The sequence below is a fragment of the Vibrio sp. MM46 genome, from assembly GCF_027587135.1.
GTDB lineage: Bacteria > Pseudomonadota > Gammaproteobacteria > Enterobacterales > Vibrionaceae > Vibrio > Vibrio harveyi.
In genome coordinates, this window is record NZ_JAPPTO010000022.1 from 64,773 (window position 1) to 80,961 (window position 16,189).

Below are 16,189 nucleotides of genomic sequence, written 5' to 3' on the forward strand. Positions count from 1 at the left end.
AAGGACATGGTTTTCCGTCAATCAAGTAAACAAACCGTTTCAGCGCCGCTGTGGTACCGGTTTTTCCCCGCTTTTTTCGCTAAATACATCGCAACATCCGCTTCGTTGATCTTTTCATCTAACGTCGCAGAGTCTTCACGAGACCAATAACTGATACCTATGCTTGCAGAAACTTCACACGTCACGTCTCCCAGAAGAAACGGTTTTTCGAGGCTCTCGATGATCCTCCTAGCAATAGGCTTACTGCTCGACGCATCACGGACCCCAATCAAAAACTCATCTCCTGCCAAGCGCGAAACCAGATCGCGTCGTGCGACACAGTTCATTAATCGTTGCGCCACGACCTTCAACAATTGGTCTCCAACTGCATGTCCATATTGGTCATTAACGGCCTTAAAACCATCCAAGTCCACAAATAAGATGTGTTGTGATGCGCCAACATCATGCTTCTCTTGGAGTCGACGAACCGCTTTAGCGCGGTTGGCAAGACCGGTCAGGGGATCATGGTTTGCCTGATAATTGAGACGTTTGAGTTCAATATCTATCGTCAAATCAGTAAAGGAAACCACAAAGGCTTCAGCTCTGCCCGTTTCACTTTTTAATACTCGCACTTTCAACTCACATGGTATCACCCGACCTTGCTGGTTTTTCAGCTCCACATGCGTTTTGTAATGTCCTGTTTTTAATAAGCGTAACTTGATCGCTTTTGTTGCTTCAAATGGAGAAAGCAATTCCAGTGTTTTAAGCGCATCCACTTCACCAAACCACTGCGTCGCTGAGTTGTTCTGCGTCTTAATATTCAAAGCACGATCGAGTACTAAAATAGCGTCTTGGTTTTGGTCAAACATCAAATCCAAAAGTTTGCGTCTTTGTTCTGACAGCGCGTGCTCCGTGATATCTCGAAGCTGAATCAGACTGCTCTTTTCAGTATCCATCGGGTTGCAAGAAATAAGGTAGCGCTTAGTTTTATCGACACTGCGTACCTCGATTCCTTCTACCGTGGTATGCGTGTCAATAGCAAACATAATGCGCTCGATTTTTAGCTGAGGCTCAAAGTAGTTCATCAACAAATTGCGGGCATTGGAGTTCACTTCTATGCCACGAAGTTCGCTTTCTGCCACTGGGTTGAAATAGGTTACTTGCTCATTCGACGATACAACAAGAACGCAACGTTGCATCGCATCGAGCGCGCTTCGAATATAACGGTTTTTGTCTTCAACTCGTTTCAATACTTGAGCCACTTGAGATTCTCGCTCAGCAAGGCTCATTGTCATTTCGTTAAAACACTCGGTCAGTTTCCCCACTTCATCTTGATGATAAACCGGTAATGCTTTGCGAATAACACCGACCCGCCCCATATGTTCAACTGAGCGATGTAAAGACAACAAAGGAAGCGAAATTAATGAATGCAATAATTTGGCTAATGCCCAAGCACAGATTGAGAGTAACAGGACAATCACACCCAAGGATAACCACATTTTACGTTCATGAATTAGCAAGCTTTCAAGCGAAACCCAAATCTCAAGTGCACCGAGCTTCTCCCCTCCTAACAATACATCATTGTGGCGCATGACTACGCTTTGATTAGCGCACAACAATTCACGACCATGCCAAGCACACTCTTTTGGTAAATCTTCAATAGAAGCGATGGTTTGGTCGTGTTGGTTGATCACCACAGCAGAAATAATATCTGGGTCAAAGCTTAAGTTAATCAATTGCTCTTTTGCAGAATACGCATCGTCAAACATCAGGGATGCTTGAAGTGTATTTGCCACGCCTTGACCAAGGATATTGATTCGGCGATCTAAAGCACTCTCTTGCGCAATCACCAAGTATTGTATGGCTAAGGTGCCTAAACCAATCACGATCAAAGTTATCATCAACCATGTTGGAAGCATCATTTTGTGGCGCAAAGGCAGCCGAGCAAGGCGAGAACGGATCATGGAGCCACCTCATCTTCAGCTAAGATAGAAATACTCAACAATTGCGCGCGTAGTTGGACTTTTGTTGGAGCAATGTGGCTGCGAGATATCATGGGCCGGATGCGGTTGTTCTCTTTCACAAATGCCACCATACCGCCTTTTTTAATAAACTTATCTCCGTCACCAATTAAGAGTGAATGGGGAAACTGTTTTCGTCTGGTGGCTATTTTTGAACTATCCGCCTGAGTTAAATATAAAATATGGCAAGAACTTGGCGTCTCGCCTTTGGATAAATCATAAAACCGTGACAATTGAGGTTTGCGTGCGACGATCCGTTGGAGGTGCTCTGCGACCGAGTCATTTTCAGATACGCAATATTCTACAGGAGCAACAGGTTCGCCCGTCGCCACCCAATCCGCCAACAGGGCAAAACGATACAAATACACGGCTTTTAAATCCGCATCTTCGTAGTGAGCAAACGCAAATGTTGCACTAAGCAGCGCCCAAAAAGCTATCAGCCATTTAACGACGACAACCTTTTCTGTTCGTTTTACCATTTGGCGTAATTCCAATCTAGCGTTAGCCAATATTGAGTGCCATTAGCAAAAGAGCTGTAGTTAGTTGGAAACTCTTTGCTCTGGTCAGCGCCTAAATTCTCTACTGATGCCGTGATCTCTGGCAGGCAGTCGTTATACTGCCAGCTAATGGATGCATCAAAAGACACGACTTCGGGCCAGTTATAATCTTTGTTCGCCACGTTGATTGGGTTTAGTGCAGACTCGTAGTCTTTATGCAACTTGGATTCAGACACATATTGCCCGCTGACACTCACCCACCATTGAGCTGTGATATCCCACATCACTTGCGCGTTCACAAAATGATTTGGCTCGTTTTCGATACTGCGTTTTACCGCATTGTTTGTACCACAAATATCACCTTCACAATGACCAACAATGCGTTTGTAACTGTAGTTAGCATTGATCTGTACATCATCTCGGGGCTGCCATTTGACCGCAACTTCACCACCAAAGCTTTCACTCCAAATAGGATCAACCAGCATGGAGGTATATTGCTCCACAACGGTGCCAACCGTACCTGGAGAAGAACCACCCGTGATGATGTTCTGAGTAGCAGATTCTGTCTTATAAACTCGAATATTCTCATGGCGGGTATAGAAACCTCCCACGCTAAATTGCAATGCATTGTCATCCCAAAGACGATAGCCCACTTCATAAGTCGAGACTGACTCTACATCTAAATCTTCATTTCCTTCGAGAAGCACACTGTAGTAATAATCGTAATATTGGTTATTGCTAAATAGCACATGTTGCATGTACTGATTTTCACGCATGTAGGTACTCAGCTCCAAACGCGATGGGGTTACGATTGCTTTACCCCAGCCAGCCCAAATCCTTTGGTTATCGGCAAGCTCATAGCTCAAGCGGACTTGGGGTTGTGGGTCGATATCATGAGTAAGGTTGTTATATTGCCATCGACTACCAAGGGTTAATTTGGTTCTGTCCGTCAGTGGCACACTCCAGTTTGCGTATAGACCATAAGATTGATTTAAGAAATCAGGATCTTCTGCCACGCGCAAATATGGCATGGTGAGTTCATCATACTTTGAAAACGTACCGAACTTTTCGTCAATAAGGCGAATGTTTCCACCAATGGTAAACTCCGTTCCCCAAAGATCGGAAAAGGTATAGTGAGAGTCTAAGTCGGTTCGAAAAAACTGCGCATTGGCATGAGTGCTATTATTAGAACTGTACGTAAACCAGACTTCGTTTTCCCAGCTATCACCATTGGCACGATCGAAAATATGATGACCGCCGACGAAATACTCCTGCATCGTCATTTCTGTTTCGTAGGTACGCATGGGTTCAGAGCCCGGCATGATCATATGCGGCTGATAATTACCCCAGTTGTAATCTTCACGAGAACGAATACCGCCGGCTTGGACACTTAGGGTGTGTTCACGCTTCTGGTAATCCAAACGCCCACCAAAACGCTCGGTATATACATTGAAATGTTGAAACGGTTGTACCCTAGCCTCTTCACTGGTCCAAGGCATATGGTCTACAAATTCACCATACAGACTGTAATTGGCATACTCACCAACTGCACCAGCATGATGAAGTTGATACTCACGATAGTCGTAGTTGCCGAAACTGGCGGCTAGCTGCCCTTTTGGTGAGCCCTCTGCTTCTTTTGTAATAACGTTAATTACCCCAGTGACGGCATTCCCCCCCCAAACCGTCCCAACAGGACCGAGTACAATCTCGATTTGAGCAATGCTGTCCATACTGACTGGAATGAGATCCCAATCCACACCAGACGACATCGGGTTGAACACGCTACGTCCATCGACCATCACCAACATTTTATTGTTGAGCGTTTCGTTATTGCCTCGAACCGTCACGCCCCAATCATAGTTAGAATATTTAGCGACATGAAGACCGGGTGCCAAAGATAACGCATCAGCGACAGAGCGAGCTCCTGAGCGCTTGATCTCTTTAGCGGTGATAACATAAACGGACGCTGGCGTATCCGCCAAAGACTGAGAGGTACGAGTAGCTGAGACCACTTTGGTTTCCGCTAGAGAGCACAAAGGCATCTCCAACAGAGAATCGAGGTCATAGTTGGCAAACACAGGCGTAACAACGCCAAATGAAGAAGCAAAAACGAAGCTGAACAACAAACGCATAAGGTATTTCTCAACGTTTGAACGCTTGGTTAGCTAATTAGCGGGGGGAGTGGTTCAAACGCTAAATGACAATGTATCTATATGAGTACAGTGTACCATTAGCACCCTATCGGTTCATTTTAAACCACCTTATTTTACGCTGAGTAATTTTTATCGAAACGATTAAACTTGTAGCAGTTTTCAATCAACAGCAACCAATAATTGGTCACTGTTGAAGGGCAAGTTATCTTGCGTCTATTAGACAGCAACACACATCGGAGTATCAGAAATCGGGTCACGGAATACTTTCGCTTTCAGGTCAAAAACCTCATCAAGTAATGACTCAGTAAACACTTCATCCGGTGACCCCTCTGCAATAAGTTGACCTTGTTCAAGGACAATGAGATGGTCGCAGTAACGGCATGCTTGGTTAAGATCATGCAAGACAACCACCACGGTTTTTCCATTGGCATTCATTTGTTGCATCAAATTCATCAACTCGACTTGATGCGACATATCAAGGTAGGTGGTAGGTTCATCTAACATCACGACCTCTGTATCTTGTGCCATGACCATCGCAATCCATGCTCTTTGACGTTGCCCGCCGGATAATGATTCAACCGGTTTATCGGCAAATTCGAATACGCCTGTATCATGCATTGCTTGTTCCACAATCGTTTTATCATCCTTCCCTAACCTTCCCCAATGGGACAAATAGGGAGAACGCCCGTACTCAACCAGTTTTCTTACTGTGATTCCTTCTGGGCTTACTAAGATTTGGGGCAATAGTGATAACGAGCGAGCTAGGCGTTTATCTCCATAACTCGATAACGGTTTTTCATTAAAAAAGACATCACCAGATAAAGGTTTGTTAATCCTTACTAAGGTCTTCAATAACGTCGATTTACCGCAGCCGTTTGGTCCTATCAACGCGGTAATTTTCCCTTTTGGGATTGAGACTGACAAATCCGGAATGATTGTATTTTTGCCATAAGTGACGGAAAGGTTCTGCGTCTTTAGCATGATTACCAACCTCGATAACGATATAGAAGAAAAATAAAATAAGGCGCTCCGATAACGGACGTAAGCACACCGGCAGGTAATTCAATCGGTGGTTGAAGCCCACGAGCCAAGGCATCAGCACAAGTAACCAGTAATGCGCCAACCAATGCAGATCCTGGAATCAACAATTTATGGTTATGCCCAAACAACAAACGGGCCAAATGTGGCGCTAATAGTCCGACGAAGCTAATCGTTCCGGCAACAGATACACTGATACTGGCTAGAAGCACCGCTGCTAACAACGCAACCACTTGGATCTGCGTTGGCTTCGCCCCTAAAGTGGTTGCGCTTTCTTCACCCAACCCCATGACATCTAATCGCCATGCTAACCACAGCGCTAGCGGTATCAGCAATAAGAGCGCCCCCCAAATGAAAGGCACTTGCTGCCAGTTTCGCCCCCAAAGGCTACCTGTTAACCAAACCATCGCAGTGTTGATTTCAATGGGATGCGTGACCAACAAGAAGTCGATACCACTAGCGAGAAAAGCACTAACGGCGATACCAATTAACGCTAATCTTGCAGGTGTAGGTTTTGAACGCCAAGCCAGCATCGCAATGAAACCTGCTGCAAATAGACCTCCTGCCATTGCAATCAAAGGTAGCCAACTGAGTGAGGTATTAGGAAACCATACCAAACTTGCCGTTGCCGCTAACCCCGCTCCTGCGCTAATTCCCATCAAGTCCGGAGAAGCTAGCGGATTTCTAATCACACCTTGAACTAATAATCCTGATAACCCGAGCCCAGCTCCAACGCCAATTGCGAGTAAAGTGCGAGGAAAGCGGTATTGATGAATAACAAAGTCGTCGTTTGAAAATGAAACAAGGAGCGTCATGACTTGAGAAGCAGAAAGCGAAGCGGCTCCAACTAATAAGCTCGCAACAGCAGCCAAAGCAACAAACCCAAACAACAATGCCAGTTTTGTTTGATGAAGCATTAAGACCTCCTCATCGCAACAAGGATAAAACAAGGTGTGCCAATCAACGCGGTAAGCACGCCAACCGGTGTTTCAGTGGGAAACGCGATGGCACGTGATAATGCATCAGACCAAGCAACCAGAGCTGCCCCGATCAGTGCCGAGCATGGGATCAGTAAATGATAGTTATGACCGACTATTGGTCTTACTAAGTGAGGAACAAGAAGACCAACAAAGCCAATAGGCCCCGCAATGGCAACGCACGTTCCCGCCAATAAAACAATAGTGATGCCCGTAACGAGCCGAGTCATCTGGATGTTGCTACCTAATCCAACCGCGACTTCTTCTCCAAGAGCCAGTAAATTGAGATTGCGAGCCAACCCCATTGCGAGAACCAATCCAGTCAATGCTGGCGGCCACAGTTGGTTCCATTGTTCCTCGTCCACACTTGCTAAAGACCCCGTCAGCCAATGCAATACACTGTAAGCCATGTCATCCGCAAGAATAAGCGCCGCTCGGGTAAGACCAAGCAGTAGAGCGCTAACTGCTATACCTGCTAAAACCAAACGCAGAGGATGCGAGCGAATAGAAAAAAAACCACCAAGCATCATTACAGAAACGCCACTAAGTAGTGCGCCAAGTACAGCATTAAGAATTGGGTTGATATCGCTGACTATCGGCACGCCAATGGCAGCGAAAGCCATAAAACACGCTGCACCAGCGTTAATACCTAAAATTGAGGGCGATGCCAACGCGTTGCGCGTCAAACCCTGCATCAATAAACCAGCAACAGCGAGGCAAGCTCCAATTGTTAACCCAGCAAACGCTCTCGGAGCACGTAACGTAGCAAGGATTTGATGGCTCATGTTGGTTTCATCAAATGAAAACCAATACCCCATTAAATCATTGAGTGTGAGTGAAAAGTTTGACCAGCCAAGCATTGAAGCTACGTACCCTGTCAGAACCAAAGCCAAAACAATAGCGACAACAAACATCGCTTTCCATGGCACATGAGGCTGATGAGGGCTTTCTTTCAATATCGTTGCTTTGTTCATGACGAACCCAAAATCTGTTCTAAGTTCTGCGCCATTTTCTCTGCTGCTAGCATGCCTCGATTAAGAGACCAAAGCTCCGGTGATACTTCAACAATATGTTGTGCTTTTGCCGAAGATAACAACTTGAACAACGGGTTCTTTTTCCATTCATCAATGATGTTTGGTTGCGAGTATGCACCAATCAGCAACCAATCCGGGTTTGTTTTTAATAGCAATTCAAAGCTCGCAGGCAGATAAGCCTTTTCCGTAGCCTGCACTAGTGGGCTCGTAATGCCTAGCTCGCTAAGAACACCACCAGCATAGGATTTAGGACTGTGGAGCCACATACCTTTGTCTGACACCACCGCAAACTGTACCGTCTGTTTAAGCGCAAAATGCCGCTTATACTCAGCCATGGTTTGTTGATGCAATTGAATACGCTTGTTCATCGCTTTTTGCTTGTTAAGTGCGATTCCTATCTTACGCGCAGACTCTAGATTTTCATGATACGTTTCACCACGGCTTTTTAGCAACAACGTGGGTGCGATGCGATTGAGGTCTTGATAGATCGTGCGGTGGCGCTCTGCATCCGCAATGATCAAATCCGGTTTTAGCACAGCGATAGCCTCTAAACTCGGCTGAGAACGCATACCAACAGATTGCCATGGCTGAACTAAATCACGTACTGCTGTGATCACTCTTGATGCATCGTTGTCATCTGCAACACCGACGGGCGACACACCAACTGCTGCTAACGCATCCACAAAAGAAAACTCCAAAACGACAACGCGTTTGGGTGTGCTTTCTAATTTAAATGTCCCCTGTTCATCTTGTACGACACGAGTTTTTGCTGAACTTGGAAAAGACATAACGCTTATGAACAATAAGAGAAATGTAGCAAGCCGTAAGTTCATCGATAGAAACCGAGATTCGTTTTCCATGTTTTTATATCCCCAACACTAAGATCGTGAAAGTCGCCAACGTAAATTGGCGACTTTGAATTGTGTTAACATCAAACAATAACGAGTTAGAACTGGTAATTCAGATCCAAAGTGTAAGAACGTCCCGGCGCCGAGTATCGACCAACAGGGCTGGTATCAATACCTCGGAAATAGTAGTCCTCATCAAACAAGTTGTTCACGGCAACATTCATACGTAGCTTACCCTTGTCATCCTTGTACAGATCAGTACCAAGGTTGAAGTTCCAAACCATGTAAGCCGGTACTTTACCCTTCGCACCTGTCGCGTCTTCGTCACTCGTATTTGCGTTGTCAGAATATGCGTCACTGAAGTAGTAGCCAGATAGTGTTGTATCTACTTTTGAGAACGCGTAGGTAGCATCCCAGCTAAGCTGATGTTTTGACGTATAAGGAAGTTGATTGCCCTTATTTGCGCCCTCTTCTTCTAACGTTGCGTCTAAGTAGTTGTAGCTTGCACCTAGGCTAAGTGCTTGTACGGATTCAGGAACGTAACGAGCCGATAGCTCAATACCTTGGTGAAGCGTCTTACCAATGTTTTCAAAGGTTTGGGTTGCACTTTGCCATTGTAGTTGGTCTTTAAAGTCAATGCGGTACAAAGCAGCGTTAAAGCTGGTTGAATCATGTGTATAACGAGCACCCAACTCGTAGTTCCACGCAAGCTCACTACCCTCTTTACCTAAACCTCGAATGTATGCAATTTGAGGTGCGCGCAACGATTTCTGAGCGTTCGCATAACCAACCCATTGCTCAGTCAGATTATACGCGACCGTTAGACCCGGTAGCCATTCCGTCACTTTGTTATCTGTACTCTGTGCTTTTCCTAAGTCATCAAACGTCATGTCGACAGACTCGTAGCGAATGCCCGGAGTTACTTTTAACGTATCATTAAACAGACCTACTTCATTGCTAATATAGCCAGCAAATGCATCGGTATCCAAATGCCAATCACGAGGTACTTTCGTCGCACCGCCAGCAATTGGAGTTTGAGTCAGCTTGTAGTCGATGTCTTCATTTACATAGCGAGCACCAACGATCCAGTTTTGCGTCACCGCACTGCCTTCGCCAAAGTGCATCGCGAGCTTAGGTTCTACTCCATATACTTTGAACTCTCGTGGAGAAGTACGCACGTCAGTTGAAGGCAAAGCTGGATCTGCCCAGTGACCACCTGCGCCATTAAAGCCCCACTGGAAGAAACGCTCAGAGTTATGACCAAAGGCTTGAACTTGCAGCTCTGCACTGTCCGCAATGTTTAAGTCTTGAATGTATTTCAAACTCCAACGCGTTGATTTCCCCTGATATTCATCGTAAGGACGCTTAGATTGGTTGCGATCTTTTTTATAATCGTCTGGCGACAAGGCACCGGGCATTTGTGTGTCCGCATCATACCTTTGAATGAATGCTTGCAACTCTTGAGTGTCGCTCAATAACCAGTTTGCTTTAACTTGGAAGTTTTTTACGTCTGTATCAGAATGTTCTCTGAAGCTTTCGCCTTTTAAAAAGTTACCTTCTAATTGAATTGCAAACGTATCCGTTAACCACCCGCCCGTTCTTAAATAGAAGTCGTTCAGTGGCGTATCGCCGCCTTCAAACACAGTTAAGCGGTTACTTATTTCAGTCTGCCAAGTGTTTGGAATCGGTTTAGTCACCAAGTTAATGACACCACCCACGTTGTTTGGACCATATTGAACAGCCGCACCACCACGTACAATATCGATGCGATCAATCATGGATAACGTTGCTGGGAAAATGGATTGTCCGGTGTGACCATATGGCGCCAGCGTAAGAGGGACACCATCCATCAAAAACTGAGCATGACCACTGCGACTTGCTTTTAAGCCTCGAACCGAAATGTTAGGCAGTACACCGGTGCCAGTTTCATCTTGCACCTTAATACCAGGTACACTTTGCAGCGCTGAATCGATTGAATGAGCAGCCGTCTTTTCGATTTGCCCACTCGTCAGGACCGTACGTGCTCCTGGGTATTCTTTTACATCTTCTATTGCTGAATTGCCGATAACACTCGCAGTGACAACAACCGTCTCCATCGTAGTGGTTTGAGGTTCAGAGGCAGCAAGTGCATTCATGGAGGTGACAGAAGCAATCGCGGTCGCAAGCACGCTTAAACGCAGCTTAGCTTGGGGGTTACCATCCATATTTTGGTAAAGCATGGGGGTCTCCTTTAAGAGAAGTAAGGGTCAAAGAGAAAAAAGCGGCTTTGACCCTATGGGCTATCAATCCTCAAAATGAGGCAAGAAAGCTCGCTAACCAGTAGCGAGAATTCGAAAATAATTAGAATCGGTATCCATAGCTGAGCATGAATTCTGCTGGCGCACCGTAACCAATCTGGTTCAATCCAGACTTGCCATTGGTGGCACCTAGGATGTATTTCTCATCAAACACGTTGTAAGCGTTTGCTTGGATTTTGTGACGGCCTGTTGTGTAGGCAGCCATCAAATCCACTGTAGTGTAATCACCCAGTGCTACAGCTTCATCGTTACCAGCGTAGCGGTCACCTACGTACTTAACACCACCGCCTAAACGCCAGTTGTCATCAAGCTGATACGTGCTCCACAATGAGAACAGATGGTCAGACACGTCATTTGGTTTTTTACCCGTGTCTTTGTCTTCCGCATCAAGGTAGCTATAACCAACTGAGATATCCCATTGCTGCGTGATCTGACCGCGCGCTTCCAATTCGATACCCTGATGGCGAGCTTCAATCTTATTGATCACATCACCATCGATATTGGTTTGCGGTTGTTCTTGGTCGATTTGGAACACAGCAGCGTTCAGCATTAGAGCGTTGTCTAATAGATAGGCTTTTGCGCCAACTTCTTTCAGGTCGGTATGGAAAAATTCAGCCAGTTTTGGATTGATGTAAATACCAGAGTAAGGTAACTGCCATGAACGCGCTAAACTCGCATACACAGACATGTCATAGTTAATTCGGTAGACCAAACCAGCACGGTAGCTGACTTTGTTATCGTCGAGATCTTCTTTCGCTGCCCCGGCTTTTTGCTGCTCAAGATCCATTGAGTCATAACGCACGTTACCAATCACAGAAAGATCACCAAACGTGTAAACATCTTGAATGTAGATGCCCGCTGTTGTGGTCGTGTTATCACGGAAAGGTTTAAAGCCAGGGTTTGGCGTTGGTCCTACTGTAGGGTTGTAAATATTTTTTGGAGGCAGCGTCTTGTCACTGGCTAAAGTCAAATCAATATTGATCTGGTTATAGTCTGCGCCAATCATCATTTGGTTGGATTCTGTCTCCCAAACTAACTCAGATTGCAGAGTCGTTGTTGTGCGAGGGTCGTAGCCAAAATTGTTCACCGTTTGAGAAACTTCATCACCCACAACAGCACCTTGACGAGTGCCCTTTTGTTCCAGTTCAATGCGGTTGTATGAAGCACGGTTTGTCCAAGCCCATTCATCGTTTAAACGCCATTCATAATTAACTGCAATACGAAGGCTGTCCGATTCTTGGTAGTCATTGGTTCCACCAAAGAACGTGCTTTCTGAAACGTCAACTGGCTTGCCGTTTTTTGATGGCACACCTCGGTAAGGAACTAGCTCTTGATGGGCATATTCAACATCAAAATCAATGGTATGCCCATCAGCAGGCAATACGCGAATCGTCGGTGCAATAAAGAAATCATTAGAATCGATATGGTTTACGTAAGAGTCTGCTTGGCGATACTCTAAGTTAATACGACCATTGACCTTGTCGCTAAATGCCATAGAACTATCAATCTGACCAACAAATTGATTGTTACTGCCAACACTGCCATTCACATTCGTGAAATTGTCACCATTAGCACGTTTGGTCACCAAATTAATGATGCCACCCGCCGAGCCTCTGCCATACAGCGCACCAGCAGGTCCTTTTACCACCTCGACACGTTCAATGTTTGCCAGACTACGGTAGGACTGCAATGTACCGTCATCTCTCATTCCATCACGATACATATCATTAAGGGCGTCGAATCCACGAATCACAAACTGATCTCGGCTACCCTCGCCTAAGGTATTGTTCACACCAGCGACACCATCTAGCGCATCAACTAAGCGCACTGCTCCGCGATCTTGCATTTCAGTCTTAGTCACAACCGATACCGCTTGCGGAACGTCTAACCATTCAACGTCCGTTTTGGTGCCTGACTGTGGCATGTGCTCGGCGTAACCTTCGTACCTATGACCAACAACTTGTACGGTTTCATTCGCTTCAACGTTTTCTGATGCCGATACACTCGGCACGACTGCCACTGCAGTTAACGTTCCACCTATAGCTAACGCTAATGGGGACAAGGTCAACTTCATTTCCATTTTTTTAATTCCGTTAGTTTATAAAATTGCCAACAGGTGCGAATGTAAACCAATATCATTTGTGTTTGCAATATAAAAATTATGATCTATATTTGTTTGCCCCATGTAACTGGGGAAATAACAAAATAATCAATAAAATCAGAATAATAATAAAACCTTTCCCTAAAATACCGCGAAAGAGACGCATTGGAAGCCGGCTGTGAGCACGCAGTAACAACGTTAGAAAAATTAGGAAAGTCCCATGAAATCAACGATGATCATCGTGAGTCATGTCGTTAATGATGCAGTCACCCACGGCTTCGTACCTGCAGCAAAAGCGATGGGTCTTCACGTCGTGTTGATCACTGACCATAAGCTCAACCATCTCAAGTTGGCCAGTGAAGATAACCAGTTCAACCCCGATGACATTCTAGAATGTGATGTTTTCAATCCACTTGAACTCATCGAGGTCATCACGGAGCACGAATTACACCCTAGCGCTATTTTTAGTAACAGCGATCACTTGCAAACCTCAACGGCTATCTGTGCTCAATTCTTTAACTTGCCGGCTAAAGACTGGACTGTGACGCTAAAAGCTAAGAACAAGCACCTAACTCGCCAAGTCCTCAATGACAAATCATTGCCAAGCACACCAAGTATCTTGCTGCATCAAGGTGACTCATCGCCTCGCAAGACACTCAATTTCCCTGTCGTCGCAAAGCCAAAGGAAGGCGTTGCAAGTTTGGATGTTCAACGCTGCGACACCGATGCCGCACTTGGGGATTATTGCGATGCATTCTGGCAAAAACACCCAACCACTCCTGTCTTGGTTGAAGAGTTTTTGCAGGGCCCGCTTATCACAATAGAAACATTAGGGGATGGCGATAACTTACTCGCCGTTGGTGGGTTTGATGTCGAACTGTCTGCCCCACCGCACTTTATCGAGATGGCGGCGTGTTGGAATGGTACTCACAGCGTCCAATTTCGTGACGAATGCCTCCGCCAGTTGAAAGTCTTTGGTGTCGGATTCGGCGTGTGCCATAGCGAATTTATTATCACCGATTCCGGTCCCGTGTTGGTGGAGGTCAATTATCGCAGTATCGGAGATGGACGCGAGTTTCTACTTAATAACCTGAGCCATCATCAGTGGTTTAGCACCATTTTAAAACTGCATCTTGGCGACAAACTTGAACTGGACTTCACTATCCAAGGTAGCGCTCAAGTGCACTATGTTGTCGCCGACACGAGCGGAACCATAGCAGGTACATCAACATCTTTCATTCATCAAGAAGGCGATATTGTTACGCAACAACAGATTCTTAAGCCCGCTGGAGAGCACATCCAACAAAGCTATTCAAACAAAGACTACCTAGCCAGGATTTCCATTAGCTCACCATCCGGACAGTCATTGCAGCCTTCACTCAAACAGGCTCTCGCCACTTTCAACCTTGTGCCAGTCGAAGAGGTAACGGCATGAACGACAACGTTTTATATCTCACCCAGCGTTTAATCGATACGTGTCTACGCGAAGATTTATTTGGTTTAGTTTCTCAAGGCGCTTTCATTAATGCTTTACCCAACAAATTGAACATCAATGCTTATGGCGCAGACCAAACTTGGCTCGCCTTCTCAACACAAGATTTAAATCTTTACTTACCTGTTACGCCTTTTTATTACATGCAGCGATGGGTCTACGGCGTGACTAACCACCATGCGCCAACCTGCTGGTTTGTAGAGAAAAATGGAACCGTTGAATCACAGCAACATTACCGCGATTGGATTGAAGTATTAAAAGCTTGTGCTCACGAAAGCTCTCATTCGTTACTCGATGGATATCTACAAGAACTCGAATGTGCGGAAAAGCATAAAGGCTTATGTGACAAAGCATTCGAGCAAAACTCAGCAGCATTGATGCAGCCAATATCGGAACTCAATGGTTGGGAACGTAAACTGTTACAAGCAGACCAAATCGCTTCATATTTGGATCATCCATACTATCCGACAGCTCGAGCAAAATTTGGACTGAGTGATAATGACTTAGCGCAATATGCACCGGAGTTTGCCAAGAGTTTTACTTTGCGTTGGTTAGCCATTGATAAATCACTAGTGACCTTAACCTCTGCGCCTCCTGAGTGCTGGCCGACAATGGAGCAAGTTGGATTGCCTGCCGACTTTTCACTGAGTCATGACTTGTTCCCTGCTCATCCATTGACTTTACGCAGTTTAGAGTCACTACCTGAAGGCGTGATTGAAGCGCCACTCGCTTTTCTCGAGGTGACACCAACCTTATCGGTGCGCACTGTGGTAGTGAACCAAACACCGAATGTTCATATAAAAGTGCCACTTATTATGCGTTCGTTAGGAACTAAGAACATTCGTCTTATTAAACCATCGACACTGTATGACGGTCATTGGTTTGAGCGTTTGTTAACGCATTTAGAGCAAAGTGATAGTGAGCTAAGTGGCACGCTTTTCCACTGTAACGAAAAGCATGGTGGGCACGTTGGCGATGATAAAACGTTCGCTTACATTGTGCGCGAATACCCTGTTCACCACTGCGAAGACCAAGCATTAGTGCCTGTTGCAGCCCTTGCCAGTCCAATGCCTGATGGTCGCTTATTCCTTGAGCATCTCGCTGAACAATACTACCAGCAAGATACATTGGCTTGGTTTACCGACTACGTTGATCTGTTATGTAAAGTGCATCTGACTCTTTGGTTGCGTTATGGCATTGCTTTGGAATCCAATCAGCAAAACGCCATCATTGCATTCAATAAAGAAGGCAAAATGACGTTAGCTATGAAGGACAATGACGCCGCTCGTATCTGGTCAAATCGTTTCAAAGCGTTTGAACAGCATTCCCCTGTTCAGTGCGATCAACTACTGGATCAACGAATTAAGGTCGATAATGAACTCGCGTTGGGTCAGATGTTTACCACGATTACGCTACAACTGGATATTGCCGCGATTGTAGAGGCAATGGCAGCGAAAGGGATTGCTTCAAGCGCCTCTTTGTACGCAGTAGTCGCACGAAGCCTCACTTATTATATCGACAACTTAGGCGCACAAGGTCACGAAACAAAATTGGCACGCGAACTCTTGTTTGATTCCCCAGATTTGTACGCCAAATATTTGTTGAGCTCAGGGAGCCTACTTTCCAAAGAAGCATCAGGTGCAAGCGATATCAACAAATATTATGGGTTATCCGCGCCCAACTTCTTGTTGTTAACCAGCGAAGACGCTCAACATGCTTATCTCACTGCCATTAAACAGAGCGTGAGCTAAT

General features: G+C 45.5%; 11 protein-coding genes. 2 read left to right on the forward strand and 9 right to left on the reverse strand.

All coding sequences use genetic code 11. The annotated features are described in order from the left end of the window. Positions 1–17 precede the first annotated feature (17 nt). The 9 genes from OH459_RS21300 to OH459_RS21340 form a co-directional block, all read right to left on the reverse strand. A complete protein-coding gene (locus tag OH459_RS21300) occupies positions 18–1,943 on the reverse strand; it encodes a diguanylate cyclase domain-containing protein (RefSeq protein WP_269988610.1) in 1,926 nt (641 codons plus the stop codon). Further along, on the reverse strand, positions 1,940–2,479 hold the full coding sequence (locus OH459_RS21305) for a YfiR family protein (RefSeq protein WP_017819176.1): 540 nt from the start codon (positions 2,477–2,479) through the stop codon (positions 1,940–1,942). The genes OH459_RS21300 and OH459_RS21305 overlap by 4 nt, the downstream gene beginning before the upstream one ends. After that, a complete protein-coding gene (locus OH459_RS21310; protein ID WP_269988613.1) occupies positions 2,473–4,629 on the reverse strand; it encodes a TonB-dependent receptor plug domain-containing protein in 2,157 nt (718 codons plus the stop codon). The genes OH459_RS21305 and OH459_RS21310 overlap by 7 nt, the downstream gene beginning before the upstream one ends. A 237-nt stretch (positions 4,630–4,866) precedes the next feature. Continuing rightward, entirely contained in the window at positions 4,867–5,631 is a 765-nt protein-coding gene (fecE, locus tag OH459_RS21315; protein ID WP_050935953.1) for a Fe(3+) dicitrate ABC transporter ATP-binding protein FecE, read from the reverse strand. 2 nt (positions 5,632–5,633) lie between these two features. Continuing rightward, positions 5,634–6,605 (reverse strand): FecCD family ABC transporter permease, encoded by a 972-nt coding sequence (locus OH459_RS21320; RefSeq protein WP_269988616.1) that lies wholly within the window; start codon positions 6,603–6,605, stop codon positions 5,634–5,636. Further along, entirely contained in the window at positions 6,605–7,579 is a 975-nt protein-coding gene (locus OH459_RS21325; RefSeq protein ID WP_269988651.1) for a FecCD family ABC transporter permease, read from the reverse strand. The genes OH459_RS21320 and OH459_RS21325 overlap by 1 nt, the downstream gene beginning before the upstream one ends. A 56-nt stretch (positions 7,580–7,635) precedes the next feature. Then, positions 7,636–8,559, reverse strand: coding sequence for a Fe(3+) dicitrate ABC transporter substrate-binding protein (locus tag OH459_RS21330; protein ID WP_269988618.1), 924 nt, complete (start codon positions 8,557–8,559; stop codon positions 7,636–7,638). An 86-nt stretch (positions 8,560–8,645) separates the two neighbouring features. Beyond that, positions 8,646–10,766 (reverse strand): TonB-dependent receptor family protein, encoded by a 2,121-nt coding sequence (locus tag OH459_RS21335; RefSeq protein WP_269988620.1) that lies wholly within the window; start codon positions 10,764–10,766, stop codon positions 8,646–8,648. 121 nt (positions 10,767–10,887) lie between these two features. Beyond that, positions 10,888–12,924 (reverse strand): TonB-dependent receptor, encoded by a 2,037-nt coding sequence (locus OH459_RS21340; protein WP_061066351.1) that lies wholly within the window; start codon positions 12,922–12,924, stop codon positions 10,888–10,890. A 241-nt stretch (positions 12,925–13,165) separates the two neighbouring features. Between OH459_RS21340 and OH459_RS21345 the strand changes: the two genes are divergently transcribed. Together OH459_RS21345 and OH459_RS21350 are read left to right on the forward strand one after the other, a co-directional pair. Further along, complete coding sequence (locus OH459_RS21345) at positions 13,166–14,380, forward strand: ATP-grasp domain-containing protein (protein WP_269988624.1); 1,215 nt, start codon at positions 13,166–13,168, stop codon at positions 14,378–14,380. Next, complete coding sequence (locus OH459_RS21350; protein ID WP_269988626.1) at positions 14,377–16,188, forward strand: IucA/IucC family protein; 1,812 nt, start codon at positions 14,377–14,379, stop codon at positions 16,186–16,188. The genes OH459_RS21345 and OH459_RS21350 overlap by 4 nt, the downstream gene beginning before the upstream one ends. Position 16,189 lies beyond the last annotated feature (1 nt).

Coding starts and splice junctions, on each gene's coding strand:
- OH459_RS21300 (WP_269988610.1), bottom strand. CDS start 1,943: ATGATCCGTTCTCGCCTTGCTCGGCTGCCTTTGCGCCACAAAATGATG.
- OH459_RS21305 (WP_017819176.1), bottom strand. CDS start 2,479: ATGGTAAAACGAACAGAAAAGGTTGTCGTCGTTAAATGGCTGATAGCT.
- OH459_RS21310 (WP_269988613.1), bottom strand. CDS start 4,629: ATGCGTTTGTTGTTCAGCTTCGTTTTTGCTTCTTCATTTGGCGTTGTT.
- fecE (WP_050935953.1), bottom strand. CDS start 5,631: ATGCTAAAGACGCAGAACCTTTCCGTCACTTATGGCAAAAATACAATC.
- OH459_RS21320 (WP_269988616.1), bottom strand. CDS start 6,605: ATGCTTCATCAAACAAAACTGGCATTGTTGTTTGGGTTTGTTGCTTTG.
- OH459_RS21325 (WP_269988651.1), bottom strand. CDS start 7,579: ATGTTTGTTGTCGCTATTGTTTTGGCTTTGGTTCTGACAGGGTACGTA.
- OH459_RS21330 (WP_269988618.1), bottom strand. CDS start 8,559: ATGGAAAACGAATCTCGGTTTCTATCGATGAACTTACGGCTTGCTACA.
- OH459_RS21335 (WP_269988620.1), bottom strand. CDS start 10,766: ATGCTTTACCAAAATATGGATGGTAACCCCCAAGCTAAGCTGCGTTTA.
- OH459_RS21340 (WP_061066351.1), bottom strand. CDS start 12,924: ATGGAAATGAAGTTGACCTTGTCCCCATTAGCGTTAGCTATAGGTGGA.
- OH459_RS21345 (WP_269988624.1), top strand. CDS start 13,166: ATGAAATCAACGATGATCATCGTGAGTCATGTCGTTAATGATGCAGTC.
- OH459_RS21350 (WP_269988626.1), top strand. CDS start 14,377: ATGAACGACAACGTTTTATATCTCACCCAGCGTTTAATCGATACGTGT.